This is a genomic window from Sphingomonas antarctica, from assembly GCF_965137005.1.
In the GTDB taxonomy this organism is placed as follows: Bacteria; Pseudomonadota; Alphaproteobacteria; order Sphingomonadales; family Sphingomonadaceae; genus Sphingomonas_O; species Sphingomonas_O antarctica.
Map to the genome: position 1 here is coordinate 221,361 of NZ_CBCRXM010000002.1, position 15,762 is coordinate 237,122.

Here is a 15,762-nt window from a genome sequence, read left to right on the forward strand (position 1 = left end):
AAATTATGTGACGGCGGCGAGCGCAGCTTGGGCGGCGTCGATCAGGGTTTGGTCTTCGCCCAAGGCTTCGGCGACAAAGGCTTGCAGCAACAGCCGCTTGGCCTCGGCAGGCGGGATGCCGCGCGCGTTCAAATAGAACAGCGCATTGGCGTCCAATTCGCCGATCGCGCAGCCGTGCGCGCATTTCACGTCGTCGGCATAGATTTCGAGTTCGGGCTTGGCGTTCGCTGTCGCGGTGCGATCGAGCAGCATGGCGCGCACCGATTGCTGGCCGTCGGTGCCGTCGGCGCCGCGCGACACCGCGACCTTGCCCAGATAGCTGCCGGTCGCGTGGCCGGCGAGGACGCTGCGCACCGTCTGGCGGCTGCTGGCATTGGGGTGCGCGTGGCGGATCGTGGTGACGATTTCGAGCGTCGTATCGCCGCCGCCGACCTGCACCGCGCCGAGTTCGAAATGCGCGCCTTCGTGGAGCGTCACGTCGATGGCAATCCGGCCATAACGCGTGGCGCGATTCACAAGGTTCACATGTGCGCGGGCATTTTCATGAAGCAGGATTTCGAAGCTGTGCACCGCGGTTGCGCCGTCGACGATCAGCGAGCGCGCGAACGGCACGGCGGCGGTCACTTCGATCTGTTCGGCAGGCGCGACCGGCCATAATTCGGCGAGCGCGGCATGGTCGCTGTAACGATAAGCCTCGTCGCGCGGGGTCGGCTGCGCGGGCATCAAGCGGTCGGCGCGGGGCAGCGGGTCAGCTTGATCGGCGGCTGGCCGGGCGCGCCGGTGAGCATCATATGCTGTCCGTCGGGCGACACGACATAGCGGTTGGCGACGTCATAGCCGCCGGTGTTGTCGGCCACATGCGCCATCGCCTCGACCGAGCCGTCGGGCTGTTCCTCGAGCTTGGTCAGCGGGGCGTCGGCACCGTAGAAGTTGATACGGTCGGCGGATACGATCAGGCGCTGGTCGGTCTGGTCGCCGCAACTGTCGATATCGAGCGACCATTCGCCCTGATATTTTTGGGCGATCAGCACCTTGGGTGCGGCAGGTTTGGCCGGCGTGGGAACTGCGGCGGCGGTTTCGGTCTTCGCGGGCTGTTCGGTCTTTTGCTGGCACGCAGCGAGGGCGAGGACCAGCAGGGGCGCGTAACGGATCATGCGGCGATCTCCCGATAGCCTTCGCGTTCGAGTTCGTGCGCGAGTTCGGGGCCGCCGGTGCGGGTGATCCGGCCCTTGTCGAGGACGTGGACGAAATCGGGCTGCACATAATCGAGCAGGCGCTGATAATGCGTGATCAGCAGCACCGCCTTGTCGGGTTTGCGCATGATGCGGTTGATGCCGTCGCCGACGACACGCAGCGCATCGATATCGAGGCCTGAATCGGTTTCGTCGAGGATCGCCAGTTTGGGGTCGATGATGCCCATCTGGACCATCTCGTTGCGCTTCTTCTCGCCGCCCGAAAAGCCGACGTTTACGGGGCGTTTGAGCATCTCGGCGTCCATCGACAGCGCCGCCGCCTGGGCGCGGGCGAGTTTGAGGAATTCGGCACCGGACAGCGGGGCTTCGCCGCGGGCTTTGCGTTGGGCGTTCAAACTTTCGCGGAGGAACTGGACGTTCGACACTCCGGGGATTTCGACGGGGTATTGGAAGCCGAGGAACAGGCCTGCGGCGGCGCGTTCGTGCGGTTCCAGGGCTAACAAATCGACCCAGCCGTCTTCGTCACCCCGGACTTGATCCGGGGTCCATTCGCCTTCTGCCACAGACGGAGTGCCAATGGATGCCGGATCAAGTCCGGCATGACGGTCAGTTTTGAAGTGAACTTCGCCAGACGTCACCGCATAACCCGGCCGTCCGCCGAGCGTGTAGGCCAGCGTCGATTTGCCCGCGCCATTGGGCCCCATGATCGCATGGATTTCGCCCGCATTGATGCCGAGCGTCAGGCCGTTGAGGATCGCCTTGTCGGCGACCGTGGCGTAGAGGTTATTGATTTGGAGCATTTATCGCCTTTTCGCCGCGCGAATTTCTAAAATAGCTAGCTTGGCGTCAGCGGCGATCCGCTCATCACTAACGTTCATAGCTAGCGGGGCGAATTTTGAGTCGTGTCGAAGCACTCCTTCTGCCTCGACGTAATTCAAATACCGTTCTCTTGCCGAAGAGCAGCTAGTGAAAGCTGCCGCAATAAGGTCGGTCGGCGCCGCGCGTGATGGTTCAAGCTGCTTTGCCTTAGCAATCACACACGTTCGATAAGCCTGTGCAGCCTCTCGAGTGTACTGGGCCTCAACAGGCGACGACGCCACAAGGGTCATGACGCTCAGCGCCACCGAATAGGTAACGCACCTCACCCCACGCTCCCTTCAAGGCTGATCCCCAACAGCTTCTGCGCTTCGACGGCAAACTCCATCGGCAGTTGCTGCAGCACTTCTTTCGCAAAACCGTTGACGATCAGCGCCACGGCTTCCTCGGTCGGCAGGCCGCGCTGCTGGGCGTAGAACAGTTGGTCGTCGCTGATCTTGCTGGTCGTCGCTTCGTGTTCGAGCTGCGCGCTGGGGTTGCGGACTTCGATGTAGGGGACGGTGTGCGCGCCGCAATCGGGGCCGAGGAGCAGGCTGTCGCACTGGGTGAAATTACGTGCGCCTTCGGCCTGCGGGGCGATGCGGACGAGGCCGCGATAGGTGTTGTCGCTGCGGCCCGCGCTGATGCCCTTGGAAACGATCGTCGAGCGCGTGTTGGGCGCGTTGTGGATCATTTTGGTGCCGGTATCGGCCTGCTGGCGGTTGTTGGTCACCGCGACCGAATAGAATTCGCCGACCGAGCCTTCGCCGTTGAGCACGCAGCTGGGATATTTCCAGGTGATCGCACTGCCGGTTTCGACCTGCGTCCAGCTGACCTTGCTGCGCTTGCCCTGGCACAATGCCCGCTTGGTGACGAAATTATAGATGCCGCCGAGGCCTTCGGCATTGCCCGGATACCAGTTCTGGACGGTCGAATATTTGATCTCGGCATCGTCCATCGCAACCAGTTCGACCACGGCAGCGTGCAGCTGATTTTCGTCGCGCATCGGCGCGGTGCAGCCTTCGAGGTAGCTGACGTAAGAACCCTTTTCGGCGATGATCAGCGTGCGTTCGAACTGGCCGGTATTTTCCGCGTTGATGCGGAAATAGGTCGACAGCTCCATTGGGCAGCGCACGCCTTCGGGGATGTAAACGAAGGTGCCGTCGCTGAAGACCGCGCAGTTGAGCGTCGCGAAGTAATTGTCGCGCATCGGCACGATCTTGCCGAGCCATTTGCGGACGTGGTCGGGATATTCCTTGATGGCTTCCGAAATGCTGCGGAAGATGACGCCGGCGCGTTCGAGTTCGGCGCGGAAGGTCGTCGCCACCGAGACACTGTCGAACACCGCATCGACCGCGACCTTGCGCGCGCCCTCGACGCCCGCGAGTACTTTCTGCTCCTCGATCGGGATGCCGAGCTTTTCGTAGACGCGGAGGATTTCCGGATCGACCTCGTCGAGGCTGCCCAGCTTGGGCTTCGCCTTGGGCGCGGCGTAATAATAAGCGTCCTGATAATCGATCGGCGGGACGTTCAATTTGGCCCAGTCGGGCGGGGTCATCGTCAGCCAGTGGCGATAGGCCTTCAACCGCCATTCAAGCATCCATTCGGGCTCGTTCTTTTTCGCCGAGATGAAGCGGACGGTGTCTTCGGACAGCCCTTTGGGCGCGAAGTCGGTCTCGATGTCCGCCGACCAGCCATGCTCATAATCGGCGACGCGGTCGGCGGCAGCCCATGCTTCTTCATTCTGGGCGACGGCGGCGTTGCGGGACATATCGGGGATATAGGGTGATGCGGCGGGAAAGTCACCGATTCGGGTGGGCTATGCCGCTTAGGTCTGTGTGATGAGGGGATTGAGCCCCTCAATCTCGGTGCGTTTCATCACCAGTTGCGCCAGCGTCGGCAGGTCTTCGGTGAACTTTTTCGGCGTGACACCGGTGAACGCCTTCACCTCGCGGATCAAATGCGACTGGTCGTAAAATCCTTCGGCGAGGAGTGCGTCGGCACTCGATTCGCCCTTCGCCAAAGCGATCGCCGCACGCAGCGCGCGGTATTTGCGCGCGAGAACCTTTGGCGGCGCGCCGTAATAGCGTTTGCAATTGCGTTCGACCTGGCGCCGCGTGACGCCCGAGGCGCGGACCAGATCCTCGATATCGGGCGATGGGCAGGATCCGAGCCAGCCATCGACCAATTTGGTGAATTCGGTGGAGGCGGCAGCATCGCGCTTGGCCAGTCCCTCGGCCAGCCGGTGGCCGATGCGCACGCGGTGATCGAGGCTTTCGGCGGCGCAAATCGCGGCATAGGCTTCGGTCGCGGCGTCGCCGAACATTTCGACCGCGTCGATCACGCGGTTCACGAGCAATGACGCGTCGATATCGACCAGTTGCGCCCAACCGGCGGGAAGCACGCCGACGCCGAACAAATGAATCGGTCCCTTGACGCTGCTGTGCGTGGGTCCGGTGTGGCCGTCGGCAAAGGTGTAGATCCCCTCGCCCTTGATGAGGAAGCGGACCTGCGCGAAGTCGGCGCGCTCATCGTCCTCGAAGGTCGGGACGTCGGCGATGAATTCGTAGAACAGCGAGAATCGGTCGCGAAACGCTTCGTCCGGCAGACGATAATCGAGTGTAATCGCGCTCATAGCGTCGATGAAACCTCGCGACCCTGGTTTTTCCCCACGACCAGTTACTGCAAGTGGCTCGCAAAGAAAAGCGGCCCGGCAGAGAGTCTCTGCCGGGCCGTTAAGGTAAAGAACCCTGCGGCTGTCGCCTGCAAAGCCCTTCGGGTCGCAGGGCGGCAAATGCGCGCGAATCGCTCGCAGGTATTGTATGGAATCGACACGCGGCGGATTTGGGGCGCATTTATTGCCCGGTTTGACCACGGCGACAGCTTTGCTAGCGGCGCTCATGCTCTACGCGCTGGCCCGACCGTTGCTGTTCACGCTCGATGCGGAGGTCGCGCACGGGCTGACGATCGCCGCGCTCAAGGCGATGCCGGCGAAGTCGAAAAGCCACGATCCGTTGCTGGCGACGCGCGTCGGCGGGCTCGATCTGCCCAGTCCGGTCGGGCTGGCGGCAGGCTTCGACAAGCATGGCGAGGTGCCCGATGCGATGCTGTCGCTGGGCTTCGGGTTCGTCGAAGTGGGGACGGTCACGCCTTTGCTACAGGCCGGCAATCCGAAGCCGCGGCTGTTCCGGCTGGCCCCCGATCGCGCGGTCATCAATCGCTTCGGGTTCAACAGCGTCGGGATCGAAGGCGCGCTGGCCAATCTTCGCAAGCGCCCTTCCACAAGGAACGCCGGCGGGGTGGTCGGCATCAATGTCGGGGCGAACAAGGATTCGGCCGACCGGATCGCCGACTATGTGTCGGGGGTGGAGGCGTTCCGCGATGTTGCCGATTACCTCACGATCAACATCTCGTCGCCGAATACGCCGGGACTGCGCGGGCTGCAGGGCGAGCCGCTGACCGAACTGTTGCTGGCGGTCGCGGCGGTGCGGGGTACGCGTCCGGTGTTCTTGAAGGTCGCGCCCGATCTCGACGCGCGACAGGCCGACGCCATCGTCAAGGCCAGTGTGGACGCCAGGATCGACGCACTGATCGTCAGCAATACGACGGTCGAACGCCCGCACCTCAACTCGATCCATGCGGGTGAGGCGGGCGGGCTGTCGGGCGAACCGCTCAAGGCGCTGGCGCTCGATGCGTTGCGGCTGTTCCGCGATGCGGCGGGCGGCGCGATCCCGCTGATCGGCGCGGGCGGGATCGCCAGCGCCGACGATGCCTGGCGGCGGATCCGCGCGGGGGCCAGCGCGGTGCAACTGTACACGGCGCTGGTGTATGAGGGGCCGGCACTGGCGCGGCGGATCAATGCCGGCCTCGCCGCGCGGCTGCGCGAAGGGGGCTATGCGTCCATTGCCGAGGCGGTCGGGCGGCTATAGGCCGACCCTCATGAAGAAGCTGCTGCTCGCGGGCGTTGCCCTGCTCGCCACTGCCCCGCTGTATGCCAGGGGTGTCGCCGTTTCCGCCGATCCCCGCGCGACGGCTGCCGGGCAGGCGATGCTCGACAAAGGTGGCAGCGCCGCCGACGCGGCGATGGCGATGATGTTGGCGCTGACCGTGGTTGAGCCGCAGAGTTCGGGCATCGGCGGCGGCGGGCTGCTGGTCTATTACGATGCGAAGACCGGCACGACATCGACCATCGACGGGCGCGAGGCGGCGCCGAAGGCCGCGACCGTCGCGCGATTCCTGAGCGCCGATGGCCGGCCGATGCCGTTCGTCCAGGCGTTTCCCGGCGGCAAGTCGGTGGGCATTCCGGGCAACGTGTCGCTCCTCGCGGAAACGCACAAGCGCTGGGGCAAGCTCGCCTGGGCGCGGCTGTTCGATCCGGCGATCGGGCTGGCGGGGCATTACCAGGTCAGCCGGCGAATGGCGGGCATCCTGTCGCCGACCGCGCCGTTCATGAAGGATTTCCCCGGCGCGACGGCGTTGTTCTGGGAAGGCGGCAAGCCCAAGCCGATGGGCAGTTATGTCGACAATCCAGCCTTGGTCGCGACGTTCCGGACATTGCAGGCCAAGGGGGCGGCGGCATTCTACACCGGGCCGGTGGCGCGCGCGATCGTGACCACGGTCCGCACCGCGCCGCACAATCCGTCCGACATGACCGTCGCCGATCTGGCGGCATACCGCGCCCGCGAGCGCGCGCCGGTGTGCATGAACTATCGCGTCTATCGGCTGTGCACGATGGGCCCGCCATCGGGCGGCGGGTTTACGGTGCTCCAGACGCTCGGGCTGCTCGAACGGTTCGACATGGCCAAGTTGGGCAAGGATTCGCCGGTCGCATGGCATCTGATCGGCGAGGCGATGCAACTGGCCTATGCCGACCGCGAGAAATGGGCGGGCGACGCCGATTTCGTCAGTGTGCCCGTCGCGGGCCTACTCGACCCCGCTTATGTCCGTAGCCGCAGCGCGTTGATCCGCGAGGATGCATCGCTTCCCGCTTACACCGCCGGAACGCCACCCGGGGCGCCGGTGCGCGCGGCTGCGATCAGCGGCGAGAAAACCGGAACGACCCATTTCGTCGCGGTCGACGATGCCGGCAATGTCGCGTCGATGACCTCCACCGTCGAAAGCGGCTTCGGCAGCCAGCTGGTGTCGGGCGGGTTCGTGCTCAACAACGAACTGACCGATTTCAGCTTTGCGCCGACCGACGCGAGCGGCGCGCCGATGGCCAATGCGGTCGCGGGCGGCAAGCGACCGGTGTCGTCGATGGCGCCGGTGATCGTGTTCAAGGGCGGCAAGCCGGTGCTGGCTCTGGGGTCGGCGGGCGGCAAGCGCATCCCGTCGCATGTCATCAAGACGTTGGTCGCGTGGCTCGATTGGGGTCTGCCGGCCGAAGCCGCGATGGCGCAGCCCAACCTGTATTTCAGCGGCAAGGCGTTGCTGGTCGAAGAGAATACCCCGGTGGCTGCGATGGCCGGACGGATCGCCGCATTGGGTCAGACGACGCTGCCGAGCGATCTGACGTCGAAACTGACCGCGGTCGAACGTACGCCCACGGGGTGGCGCGCGGCGATCGATCCGCGCATAGGATTTGGCTCGCTAATCGAATAGCCGATGCGGGCAATCCGTGCGGTGCAAGGGAGAGATATGCGCAGGCTCGAACGCTTCGACAATCTCGTCGCCATGTTCTTCACACGCGCGGAGGAAAAGGGCGACGCACCGTTCCTGTGGCGCAAGTCCGCGACTGGCTGGTCGTCGCAAAGCTGGCGCGCGGTTGCCGAGCAAATTTCGAGCCTGAGTTCGGCGCTGACCGCCAACGGCATCACGCGCGGCGACCGGGTGATGCTGGTCAGCGAAAACCGTCCCGAATGGCTGATCGCCGATCTCGCGATCATGGCGGCGGGCGGCGTGACGGTGCCGGCCTACGTCACCAATACCGAGCGCGATCATCAGCATATCCTCGACAATTCGGGGGCCAAGGCGGTGATCGTATCGACCGCCAAACTGGCCAAGCCGTTGCTGCCCGCCGTGTTGCGTTCCGAATGCTGTCGCGCCGTCATTGGCATCGAGGATCTGCGCGTCGGGCAGGCGGGCGATGTCGCATTTCTCGACTGGGCCAAGCTCATCGCGAGCTATGCGCCCGATGTGGCGGCGACGCGGGCGGGGGCGAATTTCCAGCGCGATGATCTGGCGTGCATCATCTACACCTCGGGCACCGGTGGCGCGCCGCGCGGGGTGCGCCAGCATCACGGCGCGATCCTGCACAACGTCAACGGCTGTTGCACCGTCATCGCCGAGGATTTCGGGTGGGACGACGAGGTGTTTCTGTCGTTCCTGCCGCTGAGCCATGCCTACGAACATTCGGGCGGGCAGTTCTTCCCGATCGGGATCGGTGCCGAAATCTATTATTCCGAAGGGCTGGAAAAGCTCGCGTCGAACATCGAGGAGGTGCGCCCGACGCTGATGGTCGTGGTGCCGCGCCTGTTCGAAGTGCTGCGCGCGCGGATGATCAAGACGATCGAGAAACAGGGCGGCATCGCGCCCGCCTTGCTCCAGCGCGCGCTGTCGCTGGGCGCGAAGGAATTGAACGGCACGTCGCGCTTCTGGGACAAGCCGGTCGATTTCTTCATCGGCAAGACCTTGCGGCCCAAGATTCAACAGCGGTTCGGCGGGCGGATGAAGGCGCTGGTTTCGGGTGGCGCCCCGCTCAATCCCGAGATCGGGGTGTTCTTCCACGCGCTGGGGCTGACGCTGCTGCAAGGCTATGGCCAGACCGAGGCGGGGCCGGTGATTTCGTGCAACCGCCCCAAGGCCGGGATCAAGATGGACACGGTCGGACCGCCGCTGGCGGAGACCGAAGTGCGGATTGCCGAGGACGGTGAAATCCTGGTGCGCGGTGAGCTGGTGATGCACGGTTACTGGCGCAACGACGCCGAGACCGCGCGCGTGCTGCAACCCGCGGCGGATGCCGCACCCGACGAAGCGCCATGGCTGCACACCGGTGACGTCGGGCACATTGATGCGCGCGGGCGGCTGGTGATCACCGACCGCAAGAAGGACCTGATCGTCAACGACAAGGGCGACAATGTCTCGCCGCAAAAGATCGAGGGGATGCTGACGCTGCAGCCCGAAATCATCCAGGCGATGGTGTCGGGCGACAAGCGGCCACATCTGGTCGGGTTGATCGTGCCCGATCCCGAATGGGCGATCAGCTGGGCGGTCGCCAATGGCTACCGGCCCGACATGCGCGGCCTGTGCGACGACCCGGCGTTGCACCGCGCGGTCCAGGCGGCGGTCGATCGCGTGAACACGCAATTGTCGGTGATCGAGAAGGTCCGCCGTGTCGCCCTCGCCTGCGACGCCTTTTCGATCGACAATGAAATGCTGACGCCCAGCCTCAAAATCCGGCGGCACAAGATCCGCGAAGTCTACGGCGCGAAGCTCGACGCGCTGTACAAAAGCTAATTCGCGGGCGTGCGATACGGCACGAAGTCGCCAAAGCTGCACGCGCCGTGCTCGAACCCGCCGGTGCGGCTGATCAACCGGGCGATATCGCCGCGGCACAACTGGCTCGAGCCGAAGAGATTGGTCTGGATAATGTCGTCTTCGCGCAGGTTGGAACATTGGTTCATATCGTTGCGGTAGACCAGTTTCGACGAGACGCGGAACAGCAGGACCCCGTCATGGACGCTCATATTATCCGCTTCGAACCGGGTCAGGCAATTTTTGGGCGCGCCCGCGACCTTGCCGGCCAGCGCCTTTTCGACCTGATCGGCGTCGCGATCGGTGGCGGCGACGGTGAGCAACAATAACGGGGCAAGTAGCAAGCGGTACATCGCGTTTCTCCTATCCCTTGAAAACGTCTTTGGCGGCTCTTCGTTCAGCAAGCTCTTCGGGCGATGACGCGCGCATGAACGGATTGGTGTCGCGTTCCTCGGCAATCGTCGTCGGCACGGTCGCTTCACCGCGCGCCCGCGCCGCATCGACTTGCGTCATGCGCGCGCGGATCGCCTGATTGTGCGGCTCGGCGGCGAGCGCGTAACGCCCGTTCGACTGGGTATATTCGTGCGCGCAATAGACGCGCGTTTCGCCCGGCAGCGCCTCCAGCTTGCGCATGTTGGCGAACATCTGTTCGGCGGTGCCTTCGAACAGGCGGCCACAGCCCATGGCGAACAAGGTGTCGCCGACGAACGCGACCTGCTCCGTGGGCAAATAATAAGCGATGTGCCCGGCGGTGTGCGCGGGGACGTCGAGCACCCGGGCCTCGACCCCGCCAAGACGGACCGTGTCGCCTTCGGCCACCTGCGCATCGAGCGTCGGTATACGTGCGGATTCGGCGCCGGGGCCGGTGATATGCGCGCCGGTGGCCGCCTTGATTTCGGCATTTCCGCCGGTGTGATCGGGGTGCCAGTGGGTGTTCCAGATCTGGGTGATCTTCCAGCCGCGCTGGTCGGCTTCGGCGAGGACCGGTTCGGCCTGCGCCGGATCGATCACCGTCGTCTCACCCGAAGCGGCATCGTGGACCAGCCAGATGTAATTGTCGCTGAGCGCGGGGATGCGAACGATTTCGAGGGTCATAGCGTCGGCCGCCTGCGAAACTTTAGTCTAACTTTAGCCCAAAAACGCATGTTTTTCCGCCAATCCATTCCACAAGCCGTGTCGCCAGCTCGACGATGCATTGGCGCAGCCCAAATCCTATTTTGGAAGCGATTTGTTACCAATGCCCGACATTGGCCATCGACGCCCAAGGTTCGGCGGGCGCGAGCGCCGCGCCCTTTTGCAGCAATTCGACCGAGATGTTGTCGGGGCTGCGGACGAACGCCATGCGCCCGTCGCGGGGCGGGCGGTTGATCGTCACGCCGCCATCGGACAGCCGCTGACACGACGCATAAATGTCGTCGACGGCATAAGCGAGATGGCCGAAATTGCGCCCCTCGCCATAACCTGATTCATCCCAATTGTGCGTCAGTTCGACTTGCGCGTCGTCATCGCCCGGCGCGGCGAGGAAGATGAGCGTAAACCGCCCCGCCTCATTGTCGAAGCGGCGCAGCTCGCGAAGTCCCAGCAGCCCGAAAAAGCGGACGGTGGCTTCGGGGTCGGACACGCGGATCATGGTGTGGAGATATTTCATGGCGGCGAAACTAACGCGGAACCGCGCGCGCAGCGAGTCCGTTTGCACGCCATGTCAAAACCATATTTCATCCCGCCCATCGACGAAGAACCGCGCATGCCGGGCAGCGAAGCCGAACTCGACCCGCCGCCGCAGTGGGAGCCGCGCTACAAGGGGTCGGAGCGACTGAAGGACAAGGTCGCGATCGTGACCGGCGGCGATTCGGGGATCGGTCGCGCGGTGGCGGCGCTGTTCGCCCGCGAAGGTGCCGATATCGCCATCGTCTATCTGGGCGGCGAGGAGGACGCGGACGCCGCCGAGACCAAGGCATTCGTTGAGAACGAGGGTCGCAAGGCGATCACTATCGCCGGTGATCTGGGCGATGTGGATTTCGCCAAATCGGTCGTTGCGCAGACGATCGACGCGTTCGGCAAGCTCGATGTGCTGGTCAGCGTCGCGGGCGAACAGCATCCCGACACCGACCTGGGCGACATCACGCCCGAACAATTGCTGCGGACGTTCCAATCGAACATTCATTCGATGTTCTATCTGACGCAGGCCGCGCTGCCGCACCTCAAGGAAGGCGCGGCGATCATCAATACGACCAGCATCACGGCCTATGCGGGCGAGAAGGAGTTGCTCGATTATTCGTCGACCAAGGGCGCGATCGTCGCGTTCACGCGGTCACTGTCCGCGCAGTTGGCGCCGAAGAAGATTCGCGTGAACGGCGTCGCGCCGGGCCCGATCTGGACGCCGCTCAATCCGTTCGGCGGCTCGACACCGGAGAAGCTGGCGACGTTTGGTGCAGACACGCCGATGGGACGACCGGGCCAGCCCAACGAGGTCGCGCCGAGCTATTTGTTCCTGGCGTGCGGGGATTCGAGCTACATGTCGGGGCAGGTGCTGCACCCGAATGGCGGGATGATCGTGAACGGCTGAGCTGGCGCCCGATAAGGTAAGCGGCGCGAAGCAAGCGCGACTTATTGAGCGACTCAGCGAAGCCTGGCCGGCCGCATTGCGCGCCGACAGCGCGGGCTTTGCCCGCGCTACTTTCCCAGTTGCGCCAAATTCTCCGCTGCCGCCTTGGCAGCACTGCTGCCCGGCTGGAGCTTGACCGCCGCCTCCCATGCCGTGCGCGCGGCATCCGTCTTGCCCGACGCCATGGCGATGTTGCCGCCTTCGAGCGCGACCGAGGCATCGTCGCTGGCGAGTTTCATCGCCTGTTGAATGTCGTCGAGCGCGCGCGGCAGGTCGTTCGCGCGACGGGCCAACGTGGCCGAGAGCAGCCAGACGAGCGGATCGGCGGGGACGAGGGTTTTGGCCGCATCGAGGTCGCTGCGCGCTTCGGTCGCATGGCCCAAAGCGGCTTGCGCGCGTCCGCGATCGAGATGCGCCTCACCCGCATCCTCGCCGCCGAGCACGCCAGTCGCCAGCGCGGCATCGAGCGCCTTGACCGCGCGACCGGCATCGTTCGCGGCGAGCGCGGCATTGCCCGCTTGCTGCCACAGATCGGCGGCGCGGGGATTGGCCTGGCTCGCCGCCAGCGTGGCGCCGTTTTCGAACGCGGTTGCGGCCTCGAGCCATTTGGCTTGCGCCGCAAAGGCCATGCCTTCGCATTGGCGCGCCAAGATGCCGCCGCCTTCGATCCGCCAGCCTTGGGCCGCGACGACCGCATTGGGCGCGCTGTTGCGGATCAACGCGACGCAATTGTCATAGCGGGTCTGGTCGGCGGAGGGCGGGGCGACCGCCGCGGCGGCAGCGGCAAACAAGACGAGAATCACAGGCGCTCCAGCAGCTTTTTCACCGTCGCGACCAGCAGTGCGATATCCTGCGGCCGCGACAGGCGGTGGTCGCCGTCCTTGACCAAAATCACCTGCACATCGTCTGAACGCAGCTGGGCGGCCAGATCGAGCGCGATCTGCCACGGCACGTCGGGGTCGGCCTGGCCGTGAATCAGCCGTACCGGGCAATCGAGTGCGATGGGGGCACCGAGCAGCAAATTGCGCTGTCCCGATTCCCACATCTTGTGCGTGTAGATCGTGGTTCCACCGTACGGCGACGGCTCGGCAATCCGCCCGTCACAGACCAAAGCCGCGCGGCGTTCACCGATGAAATCCCAATCGGTAAAATCGGGCGCGGCAGCGATGCCGACCAGCCCGACCACTTTCTCGGGACGCGCCAGCGCCGCGAGCAGCATCAGCCAGCCGCCCATCGACGACCCGACCAGGACGACCGGACCCGTGGTCGCGTCGATCACGCGCAACGCGTCGTCGCGCCAATCCTCCAGCGTGAAATCCTCGAACTTGCCCTCGCTCAGCCCGCAGCCGCGATAGTCGAACCGCACCATCGCGCGGCCCTTGCGCCCCGCCCAGTCATCGACCGCCACCGCCTTGGTCCCCGCCATGTCGCTGGCATAACCGGGAAGGAACACCAGCGTCGGGCCGCTGCCCGGGCGGCGGTGCGCGGCCAATCCGTTCAAAATGGCCGCCACCACTCGGCTTGGCGATCGCCGGCGCACATCGTGCTGAGGGCGCGCCATTGCGTGGCATCGAGCGCGGGAGTGACCGGACCGGTGCCGCGCGAATTCAAAAAGCGCGCGCGGCGGTCGGCGGAGACCGGATGGCTGGACAACCAGGCGAGCGCGCCGGAAGCGTCGCCCTGTTTGGCCAGTCGCTGGAAAAAGCCGGCGGTCTGCACGGGCGAGACATGCGCGCGACGCAGCGCATCGATGGCATAGTCATCGGCATCGCCTTCCGCATCGCGCGAATAGCGCAGCGCGACGACCATCCCGGCATTGTTGGCCAACGCACCGTTCGCGCCCCCGGTCAAAATGGTCAGGCCGGCCTCACGCAACAGCCCCTTCAACGTGTCGCGGTGCCGGACATGGCCGATTTCGTGACCCAGCACGCCGGCCAGTTCGTCGGGACCGGCGGCTTGCTTGAGAAGGCCATCGAAGATCAGGATCGTCCCCCCGGGCAGCGTGATGGCGTTGACCATCGGCACCGGCACGGCCCGAACGCGCAGGTCGGCGCGACCGGGTTCGATCCGCGCGGCCAGCGCATCGAGCGCAGCCTGTCCGCCTTTGCCGCTGCAGCTGTGGCTGTCGATGTCGCCGATCAGCGTATCGCCCAGCCGCCGCTCGACCGACATGGGGATCAGTGGCGCGATCCAGCGCGGCGCGCTGAGCACACCGACCACCAGCACTGCGGAAACGACGGTCGCGACGACGGCCGCGCGCCACAACCCGTGCCGGTCGATCCACCGACCGAATTTCTGGCGGGCCGGAAGGATTGCGGCAATGTCCGCGGGCGGCGGGCTGTCGAAGCCCAGCCGCCAGCCCGGGTGCCCGTCGCGCCCGAACACGCGTGCGTGATCATGGTCGATGCCGGACAGGTCGTCTGCCGCGACGCGTTCGCCATCGACGACCAGCGCATCGCCCGCCGCCGCGACGTCGACATCGCGGCGCACGGGCGAGCGTCCGTCATAGAGCCACGCGGCGGCCAATGTTCAGAACGCGCCCACGTCGAACGCGTCGAGCAAGCCTTCGCCCTGGCGGGGCGCGCGCGTGGTCGATTGGCCCAGCCGGTCGAGGTCGATCTCGCCATGAGCCTGCATGTGATTGGTCATGAACCGCCAGTTGCGATAGCCGAGGAACAGCGCACCGATGCCGAGGGTGAACAGTACCAGAAAGAAGCTGCCCAGCGCGAATTTGATCCAGTCCTTTGTCCGCGCGTCGAACGCGAAATCGAGCCCTGCCCAATGCGTGTGGCCGACCGTTTCCCGGGCATAAGCTGCGTAAAACGCAGCGGCGATCAGTCCGAGCACGGGATAAAAGAGCAAGATGAGAGCGAAGATCAGCATGTGCGGCAACGAGAGACCCATGCTTCCGCCTGAAGCTGCGCCTGTTGATGCACCAATGATGGCAATAACGAAGCCAAGTATCACCAAAATGAAAGGCATGGCGTAGAACAGTAAATAGCGTCCGATCACTGGCCGCCAATCGGCGTGCGCCCCGAATGATTCGCTGCCAAAACTCATCGCGTCCCAGCGCTTGTTCCACAGCGTCGTCATCGACCACGGCACCATAAAGCCGATGGCCAATATCCCGACAAGCGAGCGCCACAGATATTCGAGGCCATAGGCCACGCCATTATCGTCGCTGCCGCCGCGGATGCCGCGCCACAGCGTGCGGCTGAGGCGATACCGCAGCGCCCGAAAGCGCGCGACGCCGACAAGGAAGTAGAGCCATGGGTAGAGAAACAGCATCACCAGGCCGACCAGGCCTGGATGTCCGCGCAGGATTGCGCCCTGAAATGCAAGACTCAGCAGGAACGTCGGCAAAATGAACAACACGAACGCGAGTGCAAAGCCGATCATCAGCTCAAACCCCGTGCCGGTCCATTCCAGCCGCTCGTCGATGAACCGGGTCCGGCTCCACAGGAAACGCCGCTCGCGCGTCTTTGCCCAGAAGCGGTAACCGCCCAGCGTCACGATGATCAGCAATAAATTGGTGAATGCGATCGGCGCAAACTCGCGCCACGTCGCATTGAACTCGAAAGCCCGGTCGTCCTGCATTAATTCTGCCCCCAATCCCCAACGCTTAGCCTAGCGGGG

The 15,762-nt window shown here is 64.7% G+C and carries 16 protein-coding genes; 4 read left to right on the plus strand and 12 right to left on the minus strand.

The annotated features are described in order from the left end of the window. Positions 1–3 precede the first annotated feature (3 nt). From ACM9ME_RS03230 to ACM9ME_RS03250, 5 genes are all read right to left on the minus strand, one after another. Positions 4–723 carry a SufD family Fe-S cluster assembly protein gene (locus tag ACM9ME_RS03230; protein WP_415641992.1) on the minus strand — a complete coding sequence of 240 codons (720 nt, stop codon included), beginning with the start codon at positions 721–723 and terminating at the stop codon, positions 4–6. Next, complete coding sequence (locus tag ACM9ME_RS03235; RefSeq protein WP_415641993.1) at positions 723–1,154, minus strand: hypothetical protein; 432 nt, start codon at positions 1,152–1,154, stop codon at positions 723–725. Before ACM9ME_RS03235 ends, ACM9ME_RS03230 begins: the two co-directional genes overlap by 1 nt. Next, positions 1,151–1,993 (minus strand): Fe-S cluster assembly ATPase SufC, encoded by an 843-nt coding sequence (gene sufC / locus ACM9ME_RS03240; RefSeq protein WP_415641994.1) that lies wholly within the window; start codon positions 1,991–1,993, stop codon positions 1,151–1,153. The genes ACM9ME_RS03235 and sufC overlap by 4 nt, the downstream gene beginning before the upstream one ends. 341 nt (positions 1,994–2,334) lie before the next feature. After that, entirely contained in the window at positions 2,335–3,819 is a 1,485-nt protein-coding gene (gene sufB / locus ACM9ME_RS03245) for a Fe-S cluster assembly protein SufB (protein ID WP_415641995.1), read from the minus strand. A 57-nt stretch (positions 3,820–3,876) separates the two neighbouring features. Continuing rightward, the gene (locus tag ACM9ME_RS03250; RefSeq protein WP_415641996.1) at positions 3,877–4,683 is read right to left on the minus strand and encodes an AraC family transcriptional regulator; all 807 of its coding nucleotides are present in this window, start codon (positions 4,681–4,683) and stop codon (positions 3,877–3,879) included. Between the two features lie 265 nt (positions 4,684–4,948). Between ACM9ME_RS03250 and ACM9ME_RS03255 the strand changes: the two genes are divergently transcribed. Genes ACM9ME_RS03255 through ACM9ME_RS03265 form a run of 3 tightly spaced genes read left to right on the plus strand, consistent with a single transcriptional unit; the run spans position 4,949 to position 9,503 of the window. Further along, positions 4,949–5,977 carry a quinone-dependent dihydroorotate dehydrogenase gene (locus tag ACM9ME_RS03255; RefSeq protein ID WP_415642096.1) on the plus strand — a complete coding sequence of 343 codons (1,029 nt, stop codon included), beginning with the start codon at positions 4,949–4,951 and terminating at the stop codon, positions 5,975–5,977. A 10-nt stretch (positions 5,978–5,987) separates the two neighbouring features. Next, positions 5,988–7,649 carry a gamma-glutamyltransferase gene (gene ggt, locus ACM9ME_RS03260; RefSeq protein ID WP_415641997.1) on the plus strand — a complete coding sequence of 554 codons (1,662 nt, stop codon included), beginning with the start codon at positions 5,988–5,990 and terminating at the stop codon, positions 7,647–7,649. A gap of 36 nt (positions 7,650–7,685) precedes the next feature. After that, a complete protein-coding gene (locus tag ACM9ME_RS03265; RefSeq protein ID WP_415641998.1) occupies positions 7,686–9,503 on the plus strand; it encodes an AMP-dependent synthetase/ligase in 1,818 nt (605 codons plus the stop codon). Here ACM9ME_RS03265 and ACM9ME_RS03270 read toward each other — a convergent pair. The 3 genes from ACM9ME_RS03270 to ACM9ME_RS03280 all read right to left on the minus strand — a co-directional run bounded on the left by ACM9ME_RS03270 (position 9,500) and on the right by ACM9ME_RS03280 (position 11,169). Next, positions 9,500–9,874 (minus strand): hypothetical protein, encoded by a 375-nt coding sequence (locus ACM9ME_RS03270; RefSeq protein WP_415641999.1) that lies wholly within the window; start codon positions 9,872–9,874, stop codon positions 9,500–9,502. The two genes, ACM9ME_RS03265 and ACM9ME_RS03270, sit on opposite strands and share 4 nt — an antisense overlap. 10 nt (positions 9,875–9,884) lie before the next feature. After that, the gene (gloB, locus tag ACM9ME_RS03275; protein WP_415642000.1) at positions 9,885–10,616 is read right to left on the minus strand and encodes a hydroxyacylglutathione hydrolase; all 732 of its coding nucleotides are present in this window, start codon (positions 10,614–10,616) and stop codon (positions 9,885–9,887) included. 136 nt (positions 10,617–10,752) lie between these two features. After that, positions 10,753–11,169 carry a VOC family protein gene (locus ACM9ME_RS03280; protein ID WP_415642001.1) on the minus strand — a complete coding sequence of 139 codons (417 nt, stop codon included), beginning with the start codon at positions 11,167–11,169 and terminating at the stop codon, positions 10,753–10,755. Positions 11,170–11,265: 96 nt separating this feature from the next. Here ACM9ME_RS03280 and ACM9ME_RS03285 point away from each other — a divergent pair, with 96 nt between their 5' ends. Beyond that, on the plus strand, positions 11,266–12,087 hold the full coding sequence (locus ACM9ME_RS03285; RefSeq protein WP_415642002.1) for an SDR family oxidoreductase: 822 nt from the start codon (positions 11,266–11,268) through the stop codon (positions 12,085–12,087). A 107-nt stretch (positions 12,088–12,194) separates the two neighbouring features. Here the strand turns inward: ACM9ME_RS03285 and ACM9ME_RS03290 are convergent, their stop codons facing one another. From ACM9ME_RS03290 to ACM9ME_RS03305, 4 genes are read right to left on the minus strand one after another with little or no spacing between them, the layout of a single operon-like run. Further along, the gene (locus ACM9ME_RS03290) at positions 12,195–12,929 is read right to left on the minus strand and encodes a tetratricopeptide repeat protein (protein ID WP_415642003.1); all 735 of its coding nucleotides are present in this window, start codon (positions 12,927–12,929) and stop codon (positions 12,195–12,197) included. After that, positions 12,926–13,639 carry an alpha/beta fold hydrolase gene (locus tag ACM9ME_RS03295; RefSeq protein WP_415642004.1) on the minus strand — a complete coding sequence of 238 codons (714 nt, stop codon included), beginning with the start codon at positions 13,637–13,639 and terminating at the stop codon, positions 12,926–12,928. The genes ACM9ME_RS03290 and ACM9ME_RS03295 overlap by 4 nt, the downstream gene beginning before the upstream one ends. Further along, entirely contained in the window at positions 13,624–14,652 is a 1,029-nt protein-coding gene (locus ACM9ME_RS03300; protein ID WP_415642005.1) for a M48 family metallopeptidase, read from the minus strand. Before ACM9ME_RS03300 ends, ACM9ME_RS03295 begins: the two co-directional genes overlap by 16 nt. A 3-nt stretch (positions 14,653–14,655) precedes the next feature. After that, positions 14,656–15,738, minus strand: a complete 1,083-nt coding sequence (locus ACM9ME_RS03305; RefSeq protein ID WP_415642006.1) for a YjgN family protein — start codon at positions 15,736–15,738, stop codon at positions 14,656–14,658. Positions 15,739–15,762: the final 24 nt, after the last annotated feature.